Below are 22502 nucleotides of genomic sequence, written 5' to 3' on the forward strand. Positions count from 1 at the left end.
AATAAACATTATCACTATTTTTGTACGAAATTAAAATGAAAGGAATTATGGAAATCGAAACACATCCGCTAGAACCGTTTCTCCCAGCGAAATCAAAACTTCTGATGCTAGGAAGTTTTCCGCCACAGAAAAAACGTTGGTCTATGGAGTTTTACTACCCGAACCTAAACAACGACATGTGGCGTATATATGGGATTTTATTCTTTAATGATAAGAATCACTTTCTAAATTCGACACTAAAATCGTTCTGTCGCGAGCAAATCATAGACTTTTTGAACGAAAAGGGGATTGCCCTATTTGATACCGCTTCATCCATTCGCCGGTTGCAGGATAATGCATCGGACAAGTTTCTTGAAGTAGTGGAAGCTACCGATGTTGCAGCATTACTGCGGCAACTTCCCGAATGCAAAGCAATCGTCACCACAGGCCAAAAAGCAACGGACACTCTTCGACAGCAATTCGACATAGAAGAGCCCAAAGTAGGTGATTACTCCGAATTTGTTTTCGAAGGACGTGCCATGCGGCTTTACCGGATGCCCTCATCATCAAGGGCGTATCCATTAGCATTGGACAAGAAAGCGGCCGCTTACCGGATTATGTTTCAGGATTTACAGATATTGAAGTGAAGTTCAAGTATTAAGTATAAAATATCAAATATTAAATTATAAATGAATATGGCAACATTATTTTTGCAGTACCCGGCATGCAGCACATGCCAAAAAGCCAAGAAATGGTTAACAGAAAATAACATTGAGTTTACCAACCGCTTAATCGTAGAAGAAAATCCTACGGTGGAAGAATTAAAGGCATGGATTCCGCGCAGCGGTCTGCCAGTGAAGAAATTCTTCAACACGAGCGGATTAGTATATAAAGAGCTGAAACTAAGCGAGAAGCTACCTACAATGAGTGAGGAAGAACAGATAGCACTATTGGCAACTAACGGTAAATTGGTGAAACGCCCATTGGTAGTGACAGACAGCTTCGTTCTGGTCGGTTTTAAGCCCGATGAGTGGGAAAAATTAAAATAATTCAAAACTTATTTACCCGAATGTTTGGAGATTCAGAAGTTTCTACTACCTTTGCAGCCGCAAACACGGGAGTAGCTCAGTTGGTAGAGCACCGGTCTCCAAAACCGGGTGTCGGGAGTTCGAGCCTCTCCTCCCGTGCAGAGTTAAATAGCTGTAAACAATAAGTTTACGGCTATTTTTCGTTTCAGGTCGGACGAAATTCGGACGAAAGAAAAGATAGTGACGCTATCCGACAAAGATAGTGACGGTATACAACAGCGATAGCGTCACTATCCCGAACATATACCGTCACTATCATTTTCTACGATTATCCATCTGGAATTCTACGTTCATTCATATCTGCGAATCTTACGCATAGTCACATAGCGTACACTCACAATGACTCCTGCCCGATTTCCTAGTTCTTATTCGTTCTTTCCAATCCTTTGGCAGCCTCAACCAGACGAATGAATTCTCTTCTATATCCCTTATCATCATTATTCAGTCCCTGTTTGGCCAGATTAATCACTTTATCGTAACTGGCATTTCCTTTGAAGTCAGAGTCCCGAAGCAACTGTCCGAACATAGCCACTGCAGAAGCAAAGCGGAAATCGGAAGAAACATTATTATCTTTATTATCAACGAAAGGAAGTTCCATTTTCTTGCTGACATCTTTATCCGGAGCTTTATAACGCAGTTTCACAGTCAGGAGATCATTAGAGCCTGTCGGTTTCACTGTCACTTTCTCTTTCTTCTGATATTTCAGATCGTCTATTTTACCCACATATTCATTCTTTGCACCGGTAGGAATCACTTCGTAAAAAACAGTTACTGTATGTCCCGCACCCATATCTCCGGCATCTTTAGTATCATTATTAAAGTCTTCGTCTTTCAACAGACGGCTTTCGTAACCAATCAAACGATACGCCTGCACTTGGGAAGGATTAAATTCCACTTGCAGTTTGACGTCTTTCGCCACCGTATGCAATGTAGCACCGAATTCGCCTACTAAAACACGGTTAGCTTCCTGCAAGTTATCTATATAAGCATGATTACCGTTTCCCTTTTCTGCCAACACCTGAATCTTTTTATCTTTATAATTACCCATGCCATAACCTAATACGGTAAGGAACACTCCACTCTTACATTCTTTTTCAATCAATTGTTCCAATCCTTCGGCGGAAGAAACGCCCACATTAAAATCACCGTCGGAACAAAGTATGATACGGTTGTTGCCATTAGAGATAAAATTCTTCTTGGCTATTTTATACGCCAACAGGATACCCGCACCACCTGCCGTAGAACCACCTGCCGTCAATTCATCTATCGCTTCACGAATCTTCTGTTTGTCACTACCCGGAGTGGCCTCCAGTTTCACACCGGCACTGCCTGCATAAGTCACGATAGCTACTTTATCTTTATCCCGTAAGTTGTTTACCAACAATTTGAGAGATGATTTCACCAAATCCAACCGGTTGGCTCCCCACATAGAGCCGGAGACGTCAATCAGAAACACCAAGTTAGATGCAAGCAAATTATCCGTCGGAATTTCTTTAGCTTTCAAGCCGATACGCACAAGACGGTGATCCGCATTCCAGGGACAAGTTCCGGCTTCCATCGTGATTTTCACAGGATCACTTCCTGTCGGTTTCGGATAATCATAGGAAAAATAGTTCACTAATTCTTCCGTACGGATAGCATCTACAGGAGGCAATTCACCTTTATTGATAAAACGACGCATATTACTATAAGAAGCAGCATCTACATCAATAGAGAAAGTAGAAAGCGGAGCATCCGACACACTCTTAAATCCATTCTCCTGAATCTGCCCGTATTCTTCCGCATTTACAGCATCATACATGATTCCCGGTGTCGGACATACCGCCATATAAGCAGCAGACACCGATTTAGTAGCCTTTAGCTCATGCCCGTATCCTACCACTACACATTCTTCCAATGCCACATCATCAGCTTTCATCTTCACATCCAGCGTAGCCGATTTCACCACCCTTCTCTCTTGCTTATACCCGATATACTGAAACAACAACGTCTCCCCCTTCTTGGCCTGAATTGTGTACTGGCCCTTCATATTCGTTATTGCCCCCTTCGAAGCACCCTTGATCTTTACCGAACAACCTACAAGCGGATTTCCATCCTTTGCATCCGTCACCGTACCCGACACAGTAATAACTTGCGCATTCATCCTACCTAAAGAAATAACCGCCATTAGCAGCACGAGCATCATCGCTCTGAATTGATTTGTTTTCATAACTTCTTATTTTAAAATGTTACTATTAGTTCGCTTTTATTATAGAGATGCACATTTCACACAGATTCCATAAAGGCATCAAACTTTTTTTTATTTTTAGTCTTACAGTTGTTATTTTTAGTCTCAATCCCTATCTTTGGCAATCAATAGATGTTGTTTTTCAAAAGAAAAATATTAAAACTATCGGACGAGGAATTACTAATACATTATACGAAGTCCGGTGATACGGAATATTTCGGTGAATTATATAACCGATATATCCCGTTACTATACGGACTTTGCCTGAAATATCTGCATGATGAAGACCGGGCACAAGAAGCGGTCATGCAGTTGTTTGAAGATTTATTGCCTAAACTGGGAAATTATGAGATAAAAGTGTTCAAGCCATGGCTCTACCGGGTGGCAAAGAATCATTGCCTGCAACTTTTACGAAAGGGAAATAAAGAAATTACGTTAGATTATACCGTTAATGTTATGGAATCCGACGAATTTCTGCATCAATTAAGTGAGGAGGAAAGTTCAGAGGAACAACTAAAGGCATTACATCACTGTCTCGAAAAGTTGCCCGAAGAACAACGGACCAGCATTACGCGTTTCTTTTTAGAGGAAATGTCGTATGCCGACATTGTGGAACAGACCGGATTTACTCTGAACAATGTGAAAAGCTATATCCAAAACGGAAAGCGAAACTTGAAAATTTGTATTAAGAAACAAGCCCTATGAAACTATTGGACTACATACGAGGACTCCGCAAAGGAAAAGAGGCACACCGGCTGGAAAAAGAGTCGATGCAGGACCCTTTCCTGGCTGATGCTATGGATGGATACAACCAGGTGGAGGGAAATCACGAACAACGGATCGAGAAACTGCGGATGCAGGTTTCTGCTCATTCGGCAAAGAAAAAGAACACTTATGCTATCACCTGGAGCATCGCTGCGTGTCTGGTTATCGGATTCGGTATCAGCAGTTATTTCCTGTTCCTGAAAAAGAGCATAACAGATGAAGTGTTTATCGCTGAAGAGTCTGTTCCTGCAAAGTTGCCTGAAGCTGCAACGCCGGCAATTCCTACAAATCCGGCGACTCCGGCAGCTCCTGCAACCCCGCGAAAGGAAATCGCACTGGCTGCCACAAAGGTCAAAACGGATTCTACCCCTATTTCCGGAATTGCTGTGAAACAAGCGGATAAAAAGGATATGATTGCCAAAAAACAAACTACTCCTACCGCTAAAAGTGCATCCGCAGTAATAGAACCGATGATGGAGGAAGCCTTGGAGCAGACTGCTGAATTGCAAGAGGTAGCAGCAACAATGGATACTTCCGAGTCCGCTTCCGACAAGAAAATGAGAATGGCTAAAGTGGTGACTATTCCCAACAGTAACATTATTCAGGGAAAAGTGACCAATGAAAAAGGAGAACCGATCATCGGGGCCAGTGTAGCATATAAAGGGACAAATATCGGAACCATTACGAATATGAACGGAGAGTTTTCGCTGGTTAAAAAGGAAGGTAAAAAACAGTTGACAGCGCAGTTCATCGGATACGATCCGGTAGAAATTCCGGTAGATACTAGCCAGACAATGCTCATTGCCATGAACGAAAACAAACAAACGCTTAACGAAGTGGTGGTAGTGGGATACGGAACAAATAAAAATAAGAAGTCGACAACTGTCGTGACGGCTAAGGAGCAGGCAGACAAAGATATTACTCCGCAACCCGTGATTGGTAAACGCAAATATCAGAAGTACCTGAAGGAGAATCTGGTTCGTCCGACGGATGAAAAATGCGCACAAGTGAAAGGGAAAGTGGTATTAACTTTCCTAGTTAACAAGGAAGGGCGTCCCTTCTACATCAAAGTAAAAGAGAGCCTCTGCGAATCTTCCGACAAGGAAGCCATCCGCCTGATTCAGGAAGGTCCGGACTGGATTTATGGCAATAAATCAGTGGAAATAACCGTCAAATTCGAATAGGACAAAAATTTGTGAATGTAAAAGATTAAATCAATTCATAACTGGCCATCTGTATCGGCATATCCAGATTGTGAAGTACTTTCTCCAACAGAATCCCCTCCCGATTGTCATATTCATACCCGAAAGTGGCACGGATTCCTTGCAGGATAAATTGAGTGGCACGGTCTAATGCCATCGGCAAGCTGTCTCCCTGCATCAAAGAGCCGGTTATGACACTTGTAAAAGTATCTCCCGTACCGGGATAATGTGCAGGCAGATAAGGACAGGTCACTTTCCAGTAGCGGTTTCCCTGACGGTTATAAGCGTAGACAGACGTTTTATGGGGTTCATCATGCACGGGGACACTGGTTATGATAACCACTTGCGGACCTTTATCGGACAAAAGGCGAAGATATTCTTTCAACTCTTCATCCGTGTTGTCTGCTTTATAGGGTTCATCCAATAAATAAAATAATTCCGTCAGATTGGGAGTAATCACATCTGCTTTGGTTATCAGGTGGCGCATTTCTTTCACCATCTTCCTATCAAAGTTAGTGTACAGCCGACCGTTATCTCCCAACACCGGATCGGCAACTATCAGGCTATCCGGCTGGCGAAAGTCCTTGATAAAATCAGAAACAATCTGAATCTGTTTCGGAGAGCCCAGATATCCGGTATAGATAGCATCAAACTTCACCTCCAGTTTCTTCCACTGGGCAATAATCTTCGGCATTTCGTCCGTCAGGTCGAGGAAGGAAAAACCGGGATATTGCGTATGGTTGGATAATACAGCCGTAGGAAGCGGACAAACCTGAAAGCCCATGGATGAAAGAATAGGAATAACGACAGTGAGAGACACGCGTCCCATTCCCGAAAGGTCATGAACGGCGGCTATTTTCTTTACTTTATTGGCATACATATCATTTAAATTTAAACATTTGACTACTCTTCTATGAACGGACCGGAACAGAGGCTCTATTTACAATAAACAGAAGTTCTGTTTATACCGAACAGAGGCTCTACTTCCTACCAATAGAGCCTCTGTTTTAAAACACTAGATTAATATCACTAATACGTCCCGTGCCCCATGTGCTCCCATCACCAATGCCTGCTCAATGTCGGCAGTCTTTGAAGGACCGGAGATGAATGTTCCGAATTGATATTCCTGTCCATCCAGTTCGCGGTAGGCATCATACATGGTATCCACTATTTTATTCCGGTCGAGCAGGATAACCAGCTTCTCCGAGATAAAATAAATAGCTTTATATTTCACCGTCTGCGGTATCCAAATGGCTCCGTTCTCGGCAACTCCGATTTCTCCTTTCACCACGGCTACATCGGTGCCATCCAACTCCTTCGGATCATCCAGATTGTCGGGATTGAATGTCGCGCAGGAAATATCCGGTAAGACGGAAGCAATGCGCATAGCATCCGGATAAGTCCGACGTATGACCGCATTCACATCTTCTCCTTCGCCCAATACCACTGCTGTGCCACCCACTGCACGGCTGATTGCACAAAATTGTTCTATCTTATCAAGATACGACAATCGTTTCATATCCGCAATATCCGGTTTATCATAACGAGTTTGCGTATTCTTGCGAATACTGGCTAATATCTCTTCTCTGCTGCTCATTTGGATTCCTCCTTTCCCTGTACTTTGTTTTTCTTCCACATTTCATTGAACGACTCTTTGGCAAATTCCGGCAGTTCACGCCCTTTTCCCCAATCGTCGAGATCGTTGTATTTCATAAAACGGGGCAGACCGTTTACTACCGGAGCCGCCCACAAAGCAGCATTGAACAATGCCGGACGTTCCATCAAGAACTTCATACCACCGGACATGATCTTCTTTCCTGTATTGGCTTTTCCCAGTCCGTCCAAATCCTGACGCCACTTGTAAATCTGTTCGGCCAAATCAACTTTCACCGGACAAACATCAGAGCAGGACATACACAGAGAGCAGGCAGAAAGATTATCATAATATTTCTCCGGATCATGAGCCATGCCCAGATTGATACCGATAGGTCCGGGAATGAAATAGGTATAAGAGTATCCCCCACTCCGGCGATATACCGGGCAGGTATTCATACACGCACCACAACGGATGCAATTCAATGTCTTGATATGATCGGGCTTGGAAAGCAATGTACTTCGGCCGTTATCTACAATGATGATATGATATTCACCGCCTTCGCGGGGACGGCGGTAATGGGAAGTGTAGGTGGTCACCGGTTGTCCGGTAGCCGAACGGGCAAGCAATTGGGTGAATACGCCCAGTGCATCCAAATCCGGAACAATCTTTTCCATACCGAAAGCGGCGATGTTCAATTTCGGATAGGAAGTACCCATATCAGCGTTTCCCTCATTCGTGCAGACTACGATGTCACCGGTTGAAGCTACGGCAAAGTTGGCCCCTGTCATAGCGGCTTCGGCATTCAGGAAGAGAGGTCGCAGGTTCTTACGTGCCGCATGAGTCAGGTAGGTAGGGTCGAAGTTTCCTTCCTCGGTTCCCATCTCCTTTTCGAAAAGTTCGCCTACCTGTTCCCGTTTGATGTGGATGGCAGGCAGTACGATGTGACTCGGTTCGAGATGCATCAGTTGCAGGATGCGTTCGCCCAAATCGGACTCTACGACATCAATGCCCCGCTCCATCAGGAAAGGATTCAATCCGCACTCTTCGGCAAGCATGGATTTACTCTTGATGAAATGATGCACATTATGTTCATTCAATATCTCATAGACAATGGCGCAGTATTCATCGGCATCTTTTGCCCAATGCACAATGGCACCGTTGGCGGTAGCGTTCTTCTCGAACTCCAGCAGAAGTTCTTCGAGGTGGCTGTTGGAATAAAGTTTCAGTTCGCAAGCCTTGTTGCGCAACTCTTCCCATTCGGGAACTTCCTTGCTCATCTTATCCCTTTTGGCACGGACCATCCAAAGGGTCTCATTATGCCATGCTGCCATCTTGCTGTCCTGCAAGAACTTCTCGGCAGCCTTTGAATGTTTTGTACTCATGATTGCGACGCTAGAATTTCTACAATATGGATAATCTGAATAGGCAGATGCTCCCGTTTGATAACACCTTGCATGTGCATCAGGCAGGAACTGTCCGCTCCGACAATATATTCGGCTCCAGTGGCCATGTGGTCTTTTACCTTATCACGTCCCATGCAGACGGAGACTGCCTGCTCTTCCACGGCAAACATTCCGCCAAAGCCGCAACACTCGTCAATATGGCTGGGTTCGAAAACTTCGATTCCTTCAACCAGATCAAGCAAATCACGCAATTTATTGTAATAAGGAATATTCAGTTCGGAGGGAGCCGAAATTAACAATTCACGCACCCCATGACAACTATTGTGAATACTAACCTTATGGGGAAAGCGTGCAGGAATCTTCGAAGGCTTCAGTACATCATGAATAAAATCACAAATATCATAAATCTTTCCCGCGCTCTGACAAGCGTGTCCTTCTTTCTCTAAGATGCCCGGATGATTCTCTTTCACAAAGGCCACACAACTGGCGGAAGGACCGACTATGTAATCATACTTCCGGAACAAATCGTCAAAACGGAGTGCCAATTTCATCGATTCGTCTTCAAAACCGGCATTTGCCATCGGTTGTCCGCAACAGGTCTGATCCAACGGATAATCGACGTCTACTCCCAAACTTTTCAATAACTTATACGATGCCACTCCCACATTGGGATAAATAGCATTGATATAACAAGGAATAAACAAACCTACTTTCATAACTATATTATGTAATAATTTAAGCTTCCTCCGTATCACCCGTTTATTTTGTTCAACGGATGTCGATTAATTTGTGTGTTTGCAGGCTGAGTCTCCATTTGGGATGTCGCATTACACAGTCCACTGTCAAAGCAGTGTTATTACAAGAACAAGGCTGGAGGAAAAAATGTTCGGCAGGAAGTAGTTCAAAAATACTTATATCTTGTCCTTCATAGACAACTTTCACTTCGTCCATCCGGTCGATTGCCAGTTTTGCCCCTTGTTTGGGTGAGCAGGTCACCCAGTCGATAGATGCCGGTAAGGGGTGTGTACCGTTGGTTTCGATGGTCACATATTTACCGGCCTGATGCAAAAGGTCGATCAATTGGTCGTCTATCCATAAGGAAGGTTCGCCACCTGTGAGGACAACGGTAACGGCTGGATATTTTTTCACTTCGGTGATAATTTCTTCATCGGTCATCATGGTTCCTTCTTCGTGTTGTGTGTCGCAAAAGTCACATTTCAGGTTGCAGCCGGAGAAACGCACGAAGATGGCCGGAGTTCCGGTGTGGTAACCTTCGCCCTGCAAACTGTAAAAGATTTCATTAATCTTTCTCATCGTCATACTTGTTTAATTTGCTACTCTTGTCCTTCTGCGCTGGCGGAATCTTTCTCATAGATGACAATGTTTCCTTCCGATTCCTGCACCTCTACCTTATAGCATTGAGGAATCTGTTTGCACACCCACCGGGCGATATTCTCTGCTGTAGGATTGAACGGAAGTACTTCATTCAGATTTTGATGGTCGAGTTTCTCCATGACCACTTCTTTGATACGGGTGAAATCTACCACCATTCCTTCGGAGTTGAGCCGCATGGAACGGCAATAGACGGTGATAATCCAGTTGTGACCGTGTAAACTGGCGCATTTACTGCGATACGGGAGTATCAGCTTATGAGAAGCCGAGATCTCCATGCGTTTGATTACTGTAAACATAGGTGTATGTATTTTAATAGTTACACGCATCTAATGTCACCTCGATGCAACGGCAAAGGTAATACAAAATAGAGTTTTCATCCAGCAAAGAGTGTTATTTTTTCCCTTTTTTTGCACTATCTTTGCCGCATGAAAACTCTGTATATTGTTTTAGGTAGTATCTCTCTTGCACTCGGCATCCTCGGCATCTTTCTGCCGTTACTGCCTACTACCCCTTTTCTGTTACTCACCGCCGCCCTTTATTTCAAAGGGTCTCCCCGACTATATAACTGGCTGCTCAATCATCGGCACTTCGGTCCTTATATCCGCAATTACCGCGAAAACAAGGCGATCCCTCTCCGAGCCAAAGTAATCTCGCTCATGCTGATGTGGGGAACCATGCTTTACTGCATTTTCTTCCTGATTCCTCTGATATGGGTAAAGATTCTCCTGGGACTGATTGCCGCAGGAGTCACTTATCATATTCTTTCTTTCAAGACATTGAAGTAATGTGATAGTCCCTGTCGGGCATCGGCAAGTTTATCTTCCCAATGTTTCACGGAGTTCTGACCAATAATGTCAGTCACATATTTCACGGAAATAAACGGAATTTCTTTCGAACGGCAAACGAATGCCTGTGCATAGGCTTCCATGTCTACGACATCTCCGCTAACGTGAGTCAATTCTGTCAGAAAGCCATCTCCCGTGTTACAGATTCCTTCTTCTGTCCAGTGCTTGCAATAACCTTTTTCTTCGAGCAAGGCCGATGAATCAATCTCACACTCCAATCCGAACTCTTTCATTTTCTGCATATCACGGTCTACGAACTTGCGGCAGACAAAGATATCTCCTACCTGATGGTTGACTGTTCCGGCACTTCCAATATTGAGTACTAAGTCCGGTTGTACCTGGCGGATTGCTTCTGCCAGATGAAAGGCTGATTTTACTTTTCCAATACCTGTACGAATGTAATAAGGTTCTACATCCGGCCATTTAATCTCTACAAATTCGCCTTGGACGGCGTAGGTTACTAATATTTTCAACATGGATTTCTTTATATCATAAAATTATTATTCAATGAGATATGCAAGCAACTCCAGCTCACTCCAATTTTCTGTGATGAACATAGCATTGACTATTTTTGCAAAAATAACTATTAAATTGGAGTTATTCATAAAAATGCGATTAAAAGAGGTATGCTAAGCCGCAAATTATGCGGTTAATAAACGGAATTAAACCGTATCTTATAAAAAACACTATACATAGATTCATAAAACTATATCGTAGACCTAATAAAAATTACATTAAAAGCTTTCGAGGCTTACACATTATATCTATCTTTGCAACAAAATAATTTTAATGCTTTACCAACAGAGCAACAAAACAAACATAATTTTAATATGAAATCATTAAATTTACTCTCCGTACTAGTTTTAACATTGTTCATAAATGGTTGTAGTGACAAGAATGATATAGAAGATAAAATTATACAACAAACAATTGATGCAATAAAAATTACCGAAGAAGAAGTAACTTTAAATATTGGTGATAGTCACACGCTCACCATAAAACATTCTCCAGAAAACTTGCCCGTTCCTGAATATATTTGGACATCCTCCAATAAAGACGTTGCCACAATTAATGCCCATGGAGAAATTAAAGCACTGTCTATCGGTGTTACTATTATTACTGCTAAAGCCAAAGATTTCGGTCCTCTCTCCACCTGTCAGATAAATGTTATTCCGATTGAAGCTACATCTATCAAATTATCAGAAAACACAGTTAAATTAATTGCTGGAGAAACCCATCAGTTATCTGCTGTTATCGAACCGGACAACGCAACATACAAAGATATAATATGGACATCGTCAGATGACAAAATTGCAACAGTATATAATGGAAACATTACTGCAATTAAAGAAGGGAATGCAACCATCACAGCACAACTAAAGGAATCAAAAGCAAAAGCTAGTTGTGAACTTACTATTACTCGCAAAATCATTAAAGCCAGTTATCACATAGAAGTACCCGGAAGTCTAGAAAGTATCTTAGAAACAAATAAAACATCCATCACAGATTTAACACTCACCGGAAATCTTGATGCTAGGGATTTAATGACTTTAAAAGAAATGGGGCAACTTATTATCTTAGATATGAATGACACAAAGATACATGAGTTTAAAACCAATAATTTAACCTTCAACCCTGATGAATTACTTGAACGCAACTTTGAGAATTCAAAATTAGAGGAAGTAAAACTACCTAAGGAACTAACAGTCATACCGGCATATACCTTTTTATCATGTCGTAACTTGAAAGAAGTGTCCCTGCCTTCTACAGTAAAAATTATAAAGAGGCTTGCTTTTAATGGAGCTATAAATCTTAATACTATAAAACTCCCAGAAGGGCTAACCAGAATCGATTTTTTCGCATTCGGTTCTACATTCATGAAAGGGAAACTAACTATACCTACTACAGTAACTTTTACCGAACAAGGTGTATTCCAATATACTAGTTTTGATGAAGTTGAGCTATCTCCAAACTTGTCTACTATCAGTGTACAATTTTTGAATTATAGTAGAAAAGTAAAAAAAATAATAATACCGGAAGGACCTACTGAAATTGAAGCAAATGCTTTCGGAAATTGCGAATCCTTAGAATATGTGGAAATTCCCAACAGTGTTAGTGAAATCAAATCGTCAGCTTTTAATGCTTGTCCCATAGTAGAAATACATGTAAAAAGAATCACTCCCCCGAGGATACAGAATCAAAGTACCCTAGAAATAAAAGATAAGTCCATTTGTAGAATATATGTTCCCAAAGGATCTATTACAGCATATAGATTATCACCCTTTTGGAGTGACTTTAAGAATTTTATCGAAGAATAATCAGCTACCCGGAACAGATGCTTCACGGTAGCATAAGCAGCTTTTTGAGCGACAGCTTTCCGTGATTCATCTAACCTTTCCGGGCATAATGTTTCCCCACCAGGCTTCGTTTAAAGATTACTTTTTACTATCCGGCAGCGGATTAATAGCTCCTCTTTGTGTACAAGTATATGCCGAGACATCTACCGCTTTGCGGTGTGATTCAGCAACGGACGCCCCTCTAAGTATGTTCACAACAAAGGTAGCAGTAAACGAGTCGCCTGCCCCTACAGTATCGGCTACCTCGACTTTAGGTGTATTGATGGATGACACTTCCCCACTAGCATCGTATATACCACTACGTACTGCCCCCTGTGTGAATATGACATATTTGAGCGAAAAACGAATAATGAGTTCTGCGATAGCTTCCACAAAATCAGTTGAAAGGGAAAGAAGAGAAATCAATAACGGCAATTCGTCTTCATTCAATTTGAGGACATTTGCCTTTTGCAAGGACTCCACAATCAAGTCTGTCGAGTAAAAATGTTGCCTGATATTAATATCAAATACCTTCAACGATGTGTCCGGCACAGCATCTATAAGCCTCAAGATTGCAGCACGTGACTTTTCACTTCGCTGCGCTAAAGATCCCCAACAAACAACATCTGCATCGCTAACAAGTTTCATTGTCGCAGGACTACACTCAATTGCATCCCAAGCAACATTCTCAACAATATCATATTGCGGTACACCGGCCTCATTCAACGAGACAAGCACTTTACCCGTCGGCAAAATATTACAAGAAATATATCCTAAATCAAGTCCGGTCTCTTTAAGCACTGCAAACGTTTCATCGCCAAGTTCGTCGTCACCTATTGCCGTAACGGGATATGATTTTGCTCCCAATTCCTTTGCAAAAAAACAGAAATTGATAGGTGCTCCGCCAAGTCTCTTACCTTCCGGGAAGCAATCCCAAACAACTTCTCCTATACCTATTATTTTCATGGTTTTATAGTTTAATAATTATTTTCATGGATGTTGCACTATTCTCGTCTATAAATTTGTATGCCTCGTCATACTGTTCAAACGGAAAATGATTCGAAATAAGCGGTTCGAGACGGATAGCTCCTGAACTTACCTGATCGATAGCCGTAAGATAATCTTCATGGCGATACATCATCGTTCCGTTCACTTTCAATTCGTGCTCTCCCAAATAGAACATGTTAAGCGACGGATCCTTGCCAAATACCGCCACTACAACAATGGTACTCCCTTTTTCGATACACTCCATAAGCGAACGAATACTCGACTCAACTCCGGCAACCTCAAACGCAGCTTGAAAATCTTCATCCCCAAAAAGATTCTTAGCTCCTTCTTTGAGTGATGTCTTAGCTACATTGAGCGTATCTATTATGCCACATTTATGAGCTATTTCAAGTCTGAAATCACTTACATCGGTAATCAAAACCCGTTTGGCTCCTCTTGCCTTAGCGAACTGCGCCACGAGGTTACCGATCGTTCCGGCACCCGATACAACCACATTCTTACCTTTCAAGTCCCCGCCACGCATGGTTGCATGCGCAGCCACTGCCACTGGTTCTATCATAGCCCCATAATCAAGTGACATACCTTTAGGCAACACTGCAATCCTGTCATCATCAACCACAAAAAAGTCTTGCGCAGCTCCATTTGCCTGAAAGGCTTGCACTCTTAGCTCTTCACAAATATTATACTCTCCCCGCTGACAAGGCTTGCACTTCCCACATGCGAGTTGCGGACGTGCGGTGACAACGTCACCCACCTTGCAGATCGTAACCGCTGTCCCCGTAGCGACTACCACTGCCGAATATTCATGCCCCTGAACTACCGGATAGAAAGTTGCCGGATGACATCCGTGATAAGAATGTATCTCACTGCCACAAATACCTATTCTTTTAATATTCAGAAGCACCTGATGTTCTTTCAGGTCCGATGCCTTAGGCGCCTCAACCTCACGAAATTCAATATGTTTTGGTTCTACTAATACCGCTTGTCTCATTTTATACCATATTTACTTAAAATTTCTATTACCAGAGTCTCTATTGACTTCGCCCAAAGTGCATATCCATAACTACTTGGATGAGTTCCATCGACCGATGTTTCATGCGCATCGGAAGCATTAGGTGTAATCAGATAAACGTCTTTATATTTCGGGGTCGTGAGGATTTTTGTAAATAACTCCTCTACAGTTGCCGCCTTAGCCCGTTCTTTCGCATCAAGAACTGTATCGAATGAACGTCGTTCGCGATAGATAGTACGCTGAAATATCAACGGAGTAGCCGGATGTGCCGCTATAAGCCGATCAATAAATGGTATCAAACGTTCTCTTATCAGTTCTGCATCAGGATTTGAAAATGTATCGAATATAAAGGCATCAGCCTTGACTTCGGCAAGAACATCGAGCATATAAGGCTGCATCAGGCAACGTCCGCTTGTTGCAAGCGACACGACTTGAAGACCTGTATTACGCATAAATTGCATGGGATAACTCATACCGGATCGATCCGTGCTCACTCCTTGCGTAAATGAAGAGCCATATACCGCTATCCTGTGACGAAAATCGGACTTCAACGGTTCGATAACAGCATCGTCATCTATCCCTATTTTACAAGAAATGACCTCCGAATACATCGGCATATACATCATACATTCGTGCATCGTACCATCCATATTCTCAATGAGCGTGAATGTCTCGGTTTTCTCACCTTTGTACGCTTTCAATGAACCGCTTGCCGCATACTGCCATTTACCGTTTGCATTTTTGATATAAAGATCATATCCTTTATAAGAGATCGGCATGGTTGAATGGCTCGAATATACATATCCCCACTTTGTTGTAATCTGTATATTACGTGTGTTCGTTTTAAACAACACAGCCATACCGGCAGAACAACGGAGTTGTCGGTTCTCCGTCCTGTTAAAACCTTTATAAACCAATGTATCGACTCTATGATACGGATTGAGAGTCGATTCAAACGGCTTACCTATCAGGTTAAGCGTTGATGCCTCCATCTGTTTCTGTGCCGAAACCGACAATACGCACGAAAATGACAGAACAACTGTTATGAAAAACCTCCTCATAGCCTTGTTTTTTTAGTTGTTTTACTGTAATAAGACCTTCAGTCCTTCCGCTACCTGCATGGCATAAAACTGCTCATACTTTTCCATAAACACAGGATATTTGTCCAGTCTCAATGATACAAAAGGTGATATCTTCAAGAATTCGGCCGGCGATCCTCTGGAAATCAACTTCTTGTCCGCCGGGGTGATGTGAGGTTCTGAGATAGCTATATTTTCACCGGACTCGGTGCGCGCCCCTATCAGATATTTGCAATAAACAGCTATCAGGAAAGCCTCTATCGAAATATCCTTTCCATCCTGCAACATCTGTTTGAGTATGGGTACCACATAAACTGCAAACTTAGCGATACCATCGCCGCAAAGCCGTGACACCTGATCGCTTATCGCCTTGTTTGAAAATCGTTTGATAAGCTGGTCTTTATACGCTTCAAGGTCAACATTCTCGGGAGCCGGAACATAAGGAGTAACGTCCCTGTCCATAAACAACTTTATCATTGCACGATACCGCTCGTCTGCCAACACGGTATCGACCTTTCTGAATCCTTCCATATAGGCAGGATAAGAAAGAAGAGTATGTGACGCATTGAGAAGACTTAATTTCATTATTTCATACGGAGTCACATCATTGGTGAATGTAACCCCCACTTTCTCCCATGCAGGACGACCTGCTATGAAATTATCTTCAATCACCCATTGTATAAAATCTTCACAATACACATCGGTGACTTTACCTGGTTTTGTTACAGGAGTGATTCTATCCACCATCGAATTCGGAAACGTCACCTTCTTTTTCGCCCACGCTGCCACTTCGGGATATTTCGCTTCGAAGTATGACATAAACGCGCCTTTGGCAGTGTTGCCGTTCATCTGCATATTGTCACACGAAAGAATAGTTATCGGCAGATCTTTCGCCATCCGACGTTTAAGTCCTTCGGCTACATACCAAAACACACTACGCGGCTTTTCAAAATCGACTTTATATCCCCCTTCGGTTATGGTGAGAGAGATTATTTTTATCTCCTCCGATGCTATTTTAGCTATGATAGGCTCACTATCTATTTCCCCCCATGCAAGTTCTACAAGCGAACCAATCAACATACTATCCCGTTCGCCGGAAGGACTGCATGTCGTTAACTGATATATGCCATCGTCTTTTTTAAGGGCATTGAACAATGTCCCGTCCGTAGGCATGATCATGGCTCCGAACACACCCCATCCCCTTTGTGTCGGATCTTCAAGTAAAAGATTTGTGTAAGCTTCAAGATGTGCACGATGGAAGTTTCCAACGCCGAAATGTACTATTCCAGCCTTAATTTCAGCACGATTATAATTAAAAGTCTTCATACGATAATTTCAATGTTTCGGCAAGTGATCTTTCAACCTTGTCGCAATGTTCTATATAGAATTTATAAACCTCATTCCATTTGTAATAAGATGCTTCAACCGCTTCAAACGGCAACCGGAGGTCTTTTTCATTCAGCATAAACTTAACTAAAACATCCGGATTGTCTTCCGATTGATAAAATATTATCTGGAGGTTTGCACCCATTGGAATATCCCAGTACTTCCAACTCCGCAATGCTTCTTTGGAATTATTTGCCTCACGCGCCCACGTCCCGGTTTGCAGATTTGTCAAGATACCCATAAGAACGCCATCATGTCCGAAGTTGAGATTGATACCATGACGCTTGCGAACCAGATCTTCGGCAGATTCGTCTAACAAATGGCGTAACGTGCGGGATGCAAGTCCCCAACTACGCCCGTGAGAAACCGGTTCAGGACCTTTCTGCGCAAAATATTTATAGTTTTCAATTTCCGCCCAAGCCAATATTTCTTCTTCTGTAAAAATGTCCCATATAGGCACTTGACGGTCGAGGCATTGCATAAGCGACGCCATTAACCAAAAACGGTGGATTAGGTCATACTTGTCATACTCGCTTTTTATTTGTGCTATGTCTATAAACAGTCTTGCAAAAAAAGCATCCACATCCATTTTTTCATCTATGTACGAACGATATTTTTTATACCAACTATTTTCTTTACCAAGTATATACTTATCAAGTGGACTTCTGTCGGGACATACGCTGCCATAAGGATTCAGTGTGGTAAGAAACGAACGGGAGTTGTCAATCTCCGCCCATTCAAGCCCGGGGCGCAGCGACAAAATCCCCGCATTTACAGATTGCATGGTAGCCGCCACCCGAAGCACATTCGTTGCGTTAGTTTTCAAATAGGGATGACCTTCAAATACTTCCGGATAGTTTTGTACCATCCTCCGGCCTATCTCCCTTGTCTGACGATAACCGATTTGTGTCAAATCGCCTTCTTTGTAAAACACATTCTTCTTGAACGGTTCAAGACGTTCATACAAGGCTTTCCCAAAATCGGTAAGGTTATTTGCGGCATAAGCTTTCTCCAATACACCGTATATGGCAGGATAAGTCACCGCATCGTCTATCTGACGCGCTCCGTGACGGAAATAGCCGTTTATATAGAAAGGCGTATATCCTTTGGGCGCCGGCGTAACCGGATGTGAAAGATCGGTCACATAATACACGCCGCCCGCACGTTCCGGATCCCTGCGTATCTCGTCGAGAGGATTTTCGGTCACCGACTTTTCTTTCGGAAGAGAGAGTTTGAATATGCAAGGAAGATCAGACGTCTTTTTCACATTCGTATTGGTATTGACATACATAACTCCGTCTTTGACCACAATATCTTCCGGTTCGTAAATAACCTGCTCCTGCACATTGTATCGTGCAGTAATTGTCCGCCTATCAGTATCGTACACCCGAATACAGGAAGGACGGTTGTCATCCTGTTTCCCGACTCCGAAGCAATAATAGATTTTACCATCATGCATGCAGCCCGCTTGTGTGAACCATACATCATAAGGGAACACCACCTGATCGAGAATGTCATTTTCGTCGAGCCGCACCTTTGCGCCCTCACTCAACGACGGTATACGGAATTTGGTGGCGACATACTGATTTTCCCATGCATGCTTTGTCACCTTCGCCACAGTACGTTTACGCGCCGAGAATATCCATATAAAGCCCCGCTCCCGATCGACCAACCAGCTTGGTGCACCAAAGATGGAGACATACCCTTTCTCCGCCCACTTCGAGCCATCGAGTTCAATTGTCTGTACGATTTCGCTGCTAAAACGTTTTCCACGACGGGTGATGCTCTCCACAAAGCACAACCATTCCAACTCGCTTCCTACCTTCCCGTTTGTGATATACAAGAGAGGAAACGATGCTCCGCGTTTTGTCTCGACGCCAAAGCATACATTATTTACATGGTTGTCCGGATGGGAGGACGCCAACTCAAAGCCTGCCACAGGTTTCGGATCGGCACTTTTGAAATCATAGATATTCACGTGTCCTCCATCCTCGCACGAGAATATGTAATCATCCCATATTTCAAGTCCTTGCTGTGCTCGACCCCGTCCTTCCTTTGCTAGGAAGACTGAGCATTCCACCTCCTTCTCCGACTCTACATACAACTGAGCGATAAGGGGAATAGAGATCAATAAGCACACGACAGACAAATATATTTTCTTCATAAGTATGCTCTATAAATTTAAAGTATGATTATGTTCTACGTTAATCAAACAGCTCTACGCCTAACGACTCAAGCCGTCTTTGCAACTCTCCTACATCGAGAGCCCGCGGAGTACAATGCTGCGAGGCACTCATGGCAGCGGCAATGCCAACAGCCTCTCCCATCGCCATGCAAATACTCATGACACGGTATGAAGCGTGAGCTCTGTGAGTACCCGATATGCACCGTCCCGCCACAAGAAGCCCTTCCAAGCCCAACGGAAGAAAACAACGATACGGCAAATCGTATGGTTTGCAATATTGTATGGTCGGTTCCGCCTGTCCGGCTCCATCAGGATTATGTATATCGACAATGAACAATGCTTTATGTACTACCACATCGGCAAAACGACAACCTTCCGCCATCTCATCGGCATCGATCACATAGTCGCCCATCACCCTGCGGCTTTCGCGCACTCCGGTTGTTGTACCACTCCCGATCACTCTACAGTTTTCGTAACCCGGCAAATTTTCTTTCAAGAATTGAGTCAGGAGACGTATCTGTTGCCTAAGTTCAAGATCGGCAGCGAAAATAGAGCTTACCGAAGTTATATCCACCCTATTGACTTGTGTCGTATTTACCTGACGGCAACCCGTTCTGACTGACGGATGCAAACGCACGGCAGCAAGCATCCGGGGAAGTTTGCCCTCATCGGCTTTCTTTTTACACCAATCAAGAAAACACTCGCCATTCAGTTGAACATTGTCTACATCTCCAATACAGATAATTCCTTTCGATTCATCTATGCCGTCAATGGTGTATTCAAGGGTTACAGGCTGCATGAGTCCGTCAGCACGTCCTTTTTCTATTTTTGCACCGGCAAGAAAAGATACTATAGCATCACCGGTACAGTCAATCGTAACCGCGGCCTCAAAACAGAGCGTCCCCTCGTTACTTGCACACTTAATGCCTTTTACCACCTTTTCGTCACGAATAACATCCGACACACAACATTGCAAAAAGACATCGACGTTCTTTTCCCTGGCGACAAATTCTGCCAATGTAAGTTTTGCCTCTTCGAAATCGTGAGCATTTCCATGCTCGCCAATCCAGTCATTGTCTTCGACGCCAAGAATAGCACAAACCTCATCGCGCATCGTGTTCTTACTTACACTACCGAGAATAGGGCCGACATACCCGGCGGTCAGGTTACCTCCGATGACTCCGTATCTTTCGATAAGAGCAACACGTGCTCCTTGCCGGGCGGCGGCTACAGCCGCACATATCCCGGCAGGACCTGCACCTGCTACTATTACATCATAATATTTTGTATTCATTATCTGCTTGTATATGGACCGGAAATAGTCTTAACAGTCATTGCCCCGTCAGAATCTGTGATTGTCACAACTCTATATTTGTTTCCCCCGTCGGTCACACGAACTACAATATGTCCATCATATCCCTTTACTCTCGCAGCCTCTTCCGCCGTAACCCGGTCGTCTACTCCGCTGGGGCGATCGCCCTGCCAAAAGTTAGTGATAAACATGTCACACGCAGGGAGTGTTGTCTCCATCGAATTCAGTATATCGGTACGGGGATGACAATCTACCCACGAATTGACAACAATCGTTTGTGGATTGAGTGCTTTCAGAGCATCCGCCTGATTGGTGTTGGTTACACCGTGATGGTTAGCTTTCAATAGTTCCACTTGACCTACTGCTTTTGCACAGGGCAGTTCGGCATCTTTCCACGCATGACTCGAACGTCCGTTATACTGAAGGTCACCACCGGCAAAGAAATCAAAGTTGCCATACGAAACTTTCATCACACAACTGGTTATATTCTCCGGCGGACAATTGTCACTGGAGGTAATGTTCTTACTGTTTTCGTATGAAATCTCCGAGAGTTCAGGGAATGTCTTTTTTGTGGTAGTGCCCGAACCTGTCCAGATCTCTCCATTCACTGCCACGTTTTGCACCTTTGCAGTAGGATACTTTGCAGGATTATACTTCTGAACGATCTGATTATTCGCCCCTGCTTTGAATATCGCAGCATCGAACTTTTGATTAGCGACATGCCATTTCACTGCATTGATATAGTTATTACAACTTGGAGCATTGTCTGCCATTGTCGCCATGTCGAACGGATAATTATAATCGGGATAGCCACGATCGAGAAGCGTACCAATCTTGAAATTATCGAAAATCTCAGCAAAACCTATCAACGAATAAGTGCTGGAGTTGGAAGATTTCGGCAAGGAGGAAGTATAACCGCCGAAGTGGTCATTATGGAAGTGGGTAAGTACAGCATAATCAATCGTACTGTTACCTGTCCATACCATACACTTACGAATGTAATCAGTTATAATCTGTGAACCACGGGTAGAAGTCAGAGTCGGATCCCAACGACTACGGATACCTGTGTTGGTCGTATTACTATTAGAGTTGGTCGTAACACTCGAACTTGCGGCATCAATAAGCATTTGCGTACCATCCGGGAATATTACAAACATGCTTTCACCGGTAGTCGTATTGATGAAATGAATATCCATCATACCCTCTTGCCAGGCAGGAATCGTTTTACCTACCTCTATTTCAGTGGCAGCATCTTCCCCACCTCCATCCGGACGAATCAAAAATGAGTGAGACTCATTGGAGCTGCATCCTACAATCGCAAGGATGAACAGACTAAGTATAAATATTAACCTTTGCATGCTATATGAAGATTTAAAAACATCTCTCCGCCTTCAATGCTGACGGCAAGACGAATATAATTACCAAAATTTGAATTTACCTTTATAATATGTTGGCCAAGTCCTTTGAAGATTGCAGAATCACTACCGTCGTCAGCCCAATGTATACCGTCTTGCGATAGTTGTACACGACCTTCAAATACGGGATCTCCTTCTATTTTCTCAACCATAACAAAGAATATAGCCTCATCTGCCCAACCAGCCTCGTAAGGATGAGTGAAGAAAGTGCCTTTAAAAAACTTCTTTACCTCAAGGTGGGAATCATTAAACATTTTCATATATTACA

The 22502-nt window shown here is 43.2% G+C and carries 22 protein-coding genes and 1 tRNA gene; 7 read left to right on the forward strand and 16 right to left on the reverse strand.

Going from position 1 to position 22502, the window contains the following annotated elements; all coding sequences use genetic code 11:
• Positions 1-47: 47 nt before the first annotated feature.
• From AAHJ11_RS04785 to AAHJ11_RS04795, 3 genes are all read left to right on the forward strand, one after another.
• The gene (locus AAHJ11_RS04785; RefSeq protein WP_117932454.1) at positions 48-626 is read left to right on the forward strand and encodes a uracil-DNA glycosylase family protein; all 579 of its coding nucleotides are present in this window, start codon (positions 48-50) and stop codon (positions 624-626) included.
• A 48-nt stretch (positions 627-674) separates the two neighbouring features.
• Positions 675-1028 carry an arsenate reductase family protein gene (locus tag AAHJ11_RS04790; protein ID WP_148364464.1) on the forward strand — a complete coding sequence of 118 codons (354 nt, stop codon included), beginning with the start codon at positions 675-677 and terminating at the stop codon, positions 1026-1028.
• Between the two features lie 65 nt (positions 1029-1093).
• A tRNA-Trp gene (locus tag AAHJ11_RS04795) sits at positions 1094-1166 on the forward strand.
• Positions 1167-1425: 259 nt separating this feature from the next.
• On the opposite strand, the gene AAHJ11_RS04800 is transcribed toward AAHJ11_RS04795, so the two are convergent.
• Entirely contained in the window at positions 1426-3276 is a 1851-nt protein-coding gene (locus AAHJ11_RS04800; protein WP_148364463.1) for a vWA domain-containing protein, read from the reverse strand.
• Positions 3277-3426: 150 nt separating this feature from the next.
• Between AAHJ11_RS04800 and AAHJ11_RS04805 the strand changes: the two genes are divergently transcribed.
• Both AAHJ11_RS04805 and AAHJ11_RS04810 read left to right on the forward strand, forming a co-directional pair.
• On the forward strand, positions 3427-3999 hold the full coding sequence (locus tag AAHJ11_RS04805; RefSeq protein WP_320978731.1) for a sigma-70 family RNA polymerase sigma factor: 573 nt from the start codon (positions 3427-3429) through the stop codon (positions 3997-3999).
• On the forward strand, positions 3996-5243 hold the full coding sequence (locus AAHJ11_RS04810; protein ID WP_320978730.1) for a carboxypeptidase-like regulatory domain-containing protein: 1248 nt from the start codon (positions 3996-3998) through the stop codon (positions 5241-5243). Before AAHJ11_RS04805 ends, AAHJ11_RS04810 begins: the two co-directional genes overlap by 4 nt.
• 25 nt (positions 5244-5268) lie before the next feature.
• On the opposite strand, the gene AAHJ11_RS04815 is transcribed toward AAHJ11_RS04810, so the two are convergent.
• The 6 genes from AAHJ11_RS04815 to AAHJ11_RS04840 all read right to left on the reverse strand — a co-directional run bounded on the left by AAHJ11_RS04815 (position 5269) and on the right by AAHJ11_RS04840 (position 9952).
• Positions 5269-6141, reverse strand: a complete 873-nt coding sequence (locus tag AAHJ11_RS04815) for a pyridoxamine kinase (protein WP_148364460.1) — start codon at positions 6139-6141, stop codon at positions 5269-5271.
• Positions 6142-6276: 135 nt separating this feature from the next.
• Positions 6277-6858: a LutC/YkgG family protein gene (locus AAHJ11_RS04820; protein ID WP_320974510.1), complete on the reverse strand. Its 582-nt coding sequence runs from the start codon at positions 6856-6858 to the stop codon at positions 6277-6279.
• Complete coding sequence (locus tag AAHJ11_RS04825; protein ID WP_320974509.1) at positions 6855-8240, reverse strand: lactate utilization protein B; 1386 nt, start codon at positions 8238-8240, stop codon at positions 6855-6857. The genes AAHJ11_RS04820 and AAHJ11_RS04825 overlap by 4 nt, the downstream gene beginning before the upstream one ends.
• On the reverse strand, positions 8237-8977 hold the full coding sequence (locus AAHJ11_RS04830; protein WP_148364457.1) for a (Fe-S)-binding protein: 741 nt from the start codon (positions 8975-8977) through the stop codon (positions 8237-8239). Before AAHJ11_RS04830 ends, AAHJ11_RS04825 begins: the two co-directional genes overlap by 4 nt.
• Before the next feature lie 52 nt (positions 8978-9029).
• Positions 9030-9575: a 7-carboxy-7-deazaguanine synthase QueE gene (locus tag AAHJ11_RS04835; protein ID WP_117936630.1), complete on the reverse strand. Its 546-nt coding sequence runs from the start codon at positions 9573-9575 to the stop codon at positions 9030-9032.
• A gap of 20 nt (positions 9576-9595) precedes the next feature.
• Complete coding sequence (locus tag AAHJ11_RS04840) at positions 9596-9952, reverse strand: 6-carboxytetrahydropterin synthase (protein WP_320974508.1); 357 nt, start codon at positions 9950-9952, stop codon at positions 9596-9598.
• 129 nt (positions 9953-10081) lie between these two features.
• Between AAHJ11_RS04840 and AAHJ11_RS04845 the strand changes: the two genes are divergently transcribed.
• On the forward strand, positions 10082-10441 hold the full coding sequence (locus AAHJ11_RS04845) for a YbaN family protein (protein WP_320978728.1): 360 nt from the start codon (positions 10082-10084) through the stop codon (positions 10439-10441).
• Here the strand turns inward: AAHJ11_RS04845 and AAHJ11_RS04850 are convergent.
• Positions 10411-10977 (reverse strand): nucleosidase, encoded by a 567-nt coding sequence (locus tag AAHJ11_RS04850; RefSeq protein ID WP_217723164.1) that lies wholly within the window; start codon positions 10975-10977, stop codon positions 10411-10413. The genes AAHJ11_RS04845 and AAHJ11_RS04850 overlap by 31 nt on opposite strands.
• A gap of 354 nt (positions 10978-11331) precedes the next feature.
• On the opposite strand from AAHJ11_RS04850, the gene AAHJ11_RS04855 reads away from it, so the two are divergent.
• Positions 11332-12819 (forward strand): leucine-rich repeat protein, encoded by a 1488-nt coding sequence (locus AAHJ11_RS04855; protein WP_320978725.1) that lies wholly within the window; start codon positions 11332-11334, stop codon positions 12817-12819.
• Between the two features lie 117 nt (positions 12820-12936).
• Here AAHJ11_RS04855 and AAHJ11_RS04860 read toward each other — a convergent pair whose 3' ends face one another.
• From AAHJ11_RS04860 to AAHJ11_RS04895, 8 genes are read right to left on the reverse strand one after another with little or no spacing between them, the layout of a single operon-like run.
• Entirely contained in the window at positions 12937-13803 is an 867-nt protein-coding gene (locus tag AAHJ11_RS04860) for a carbohydrate kinase family protein (protein WP_195650573.1), read from the reverse strand.
• A gap of 4 nt (positions 13804-13807) precedes the next feature.
• The gene (locus tag AAHJ11_RS04865; protein ID WP_195650574.1) at positions 13808-14836 is read right to left on the reverse strand and encodes a zinc-dependent alcohol dehydrogenase; all 1029 of its coding nucleotides are present in this window, start codon (positions 14834-14836) and stop codon (positions 13808-13810) included.
• Complete coding sequence (locus AAHJ11_RS04870; protein WP_195650575.1) at positions 14833-15918, reverse strand: SGNH/GDSL hydrolase family protein; 1086 nt, start codon at positions 15916-15918, stop codon at positions 14833-14835. The genes AAHJ11_RS04865 and AAHJ11_RS04870 overlap by 4 nt, the downstream gene beginning before the upstream one ends.
• Before the next feature lie 21 nt (positions 15919-15939).
• Positions 15940-17262, reverse strand: coding sequence for a mannitol dehydrogenase family protein (locus tag AAHJ11_RS04875; RefSeq protein WP_195650576.1), 1323 nt, complete (start codon positions 17260-17262; stop codon positions 15940-15942).
• Positions 17249-19486 (reverse strand): histidine phosphatase family protein, encoded by a 2238-nt coding sequence (locus tag AAHJ11_RS04880; protein ID WP_320978723.1) that lies wholly within the window; start codon positions 19484-19486, stop codon positions 17249-17251. The genes AAHJ11_RS04875 and AAHJ11_RS04880 overlap by 14 nt, the downstream gene beginning before the upstream one ends.
• A 40-nt stretch (positions 19487-19526) precedes the next feature.
• Entirely contained in the window at positions 19527-20801 is a 1275-nt protein-coding gene (locus AAHJ11_RS04885; protein ID WP_195650578.1) for an FAD-dependent oxidoreductase, read from the reverse strand.
• Positions 20801-22177, reverse strand: coding sequence for a hypothetical protein (locus tag AAHJ11_RS04890; protein WP_320978722.1), 1377 nt, complete (start codon positions 22175-22177; stop codon positions 20801-20803). The genes AAHJ11_RS04885 and AAHJ11_RS04890 overlap by 1 nt, the downstream gene beginning before the upstream one ends.
• Positions 22165-22494, reverse strand: coding sequence for a hypothetical protein (locus AAHJ11_RS04895; RefSeq protein ID WP_195650580.1), 330 nt, complete (start codon positions 22492-22494; stop codon positions 22165-22167). The genes AAHJ11_RS04890 and AAHJ11_RS04895 overlap by 13 nt, the downstream gene beginning before the upstream one ends.
• Between the last annotated feature and the right edge of the window lie 8 nt (positions 22495-22502).

Source organism: Bacteroides sp. 90-K9/2 (assembly GCF_047310725.1).
Classification (GTDB): domain Bacteria; phylum Bacteroidota; class Bacteroidia; order Bacteroidales; family Bacteroidaceae; genus Bacteroides; species Bacteroides vicugnae.

Excerpts from the sequence above, each read along its gene's own strand:
- AAHJ11_RS04835 (WP_117936630.1), bottom strand. The coding sequence starts at position 9,575 with ATGAGAAAGATTAATGAAATCTTTTACAGTTTGCAGGGCGAAGGTTAC.
- AAHJ11_RS04820 (WP_320974510.1), bottom strand. The coding sequence starts at position 6,858 with ATGAGCAGCAGAGAAGAGATATTAGCCAGTATTCGCAAGAATACGCAA.
- AAHJ11_RS04805 (WP_320978731.1), top strand. The coding sequence starts at position 3,427 with ATGTTGTTTTTCAAAAGAAAAATATTAAAACTATCGGACGAGGAATTA.
- AAHJ11_RS04855 (WP_320978725.1), top strand. The coding sequence starts at position 11,332 with ATGAAATCATTAAATTTACTCTCCGTACTAGTTTTAACATTGTTCATA.
- AAHJ11_RS04895 (WP_195650580.1), bottom strand. The coding sequence starts at position 22,494 with ATGAAAATGTTTAATGATTCCCACCTTGAGGTAAAGAAGTTTTTTAAA.
- AAHJ11_RS04800 (WP_148364463.1), bottom strand. The coding sequence starts at position 3,276 with ATGAAAACAAATCAATTCAGAGCGATGATGCTCGTGCTGCTAATGGCG.
- AAHJ11_RS04815 (WP_148364460.1), bottom strand. The coding sequence starts at position 6,141 with ATGTATGCCAATAAAGTAAAGAAAATAGCCGCCGTTCATGACCTTTCG.
- AAHJ11_RS04860 (WP_195650573.1), bottom strand. The coding sequence starts at position 13,803 with ATGAAAATAATAGGTATAGGAGAAGTTGTTTGGGATTGCTTCCCGGAA.
- AAHJ11_RS04875 (WP_195650576.1), bottom strand. The coding sequence starts at position 17,262 with ATGAAGACTTTTAATTATAATCGTGCTGAAATTAAGGCTGGAATAGTA.
- AAHJ11_RS04890 (WP_320978722.1), bottom strand. The coding sequence starts at position 22,177 with ATGCAAAGGTTAATATTTATACTTAGTCTGTTCATCCTTGCGATTGTA.
- AAHJ11_RS04850 (WP_217723164.1), bottom strand. The coding sequence starts at position 10,977 with ATGTTGAAAATATTAGTAACCTACGCCGTCCAAGGCGAATTTGTAGAG.
- AAHJ11_RS04790 (WP_148364464.1), top strand. The coding sequence starts at position 675 with ATGGCAACATTATTTTTGCAGTACCCGGCATGCAGCACATGCCAAAAA.
- AAHJ11_RS04880 (WP_320978723.1), bottom strand. The coding sequence starts at position 19,486 with ATGAAGAAAATATATTTGTCTGTCGTGTGCTTATTGATCTCTATTCCC.
- AAHJ11_RS04845 (WP_320978728.1), top strand. The coding sequence starts at position 10,082 with ATGAAAACTCTGTATATTGTTTTAGGTAGTATCTCTCTTGCACTCGGC.
- AAHJ11_RS04830 (WP_148364457.1), bottom strand. The coding sequence starts at position 8,977 with ATGAAAGTAGGTTTGTTTATTCCTTGTTATATCAATGCTATTTATCCC.
- AAHJ11_RS04840 (WP_320974508.1), bottom strand. The coding sequence starts at position 9,952 with ATGTTTACAGTAATCAAACGCATGGAGATCTCGGCTTCTCATAAGCTG.
- AAHJ11_RS04785 (WP_117932454.1), top strand. The coding sequence starts at position 48 with ATGGAAATCGAAACACATCCGCTAGAACCGTTTCTCCCAGCGAAATCA.
- AAHJ11_RS04810 (WP_320978730.1), top strand. The coding sequence starts at position 3,996 with ATGAAACTATTGGACTACATACGAGGACTCCGCAAAGGAAAAGAGGCA.
- AAHJ11_RS04885 (WP_195650578.1), bottom strand. The coding sequence starts at position 20,801 with ATGAATACAAAATATTATGATGTAATAGTAGCAGGTGCAGGTCCTGCC.
- AAHJ11_RS04825 (WP_320974509.1), bottom strand. The coding sequence starts at position 8,240 with ATGAGTACAAAACATTCAAAGGCTGCCGAGAAGTTCTTGCAGGACAGC.
- AAHJ11_RS04865 (WP_195650574.1), bottom strand. The coding sequence starts at position 14,836 with ATGAGACAAGCGGTATTAGTAGAACCAAAACATATTGAATTTCGTGAG.
- AAHJ11_RS04870 (WP_195650575.1), bottom strand. The coding sequence starts at position 15,918 with ATGAGGAGGTTTTTCATAACAGTTGTTCTGTCATTTTCGTGCGTATTG.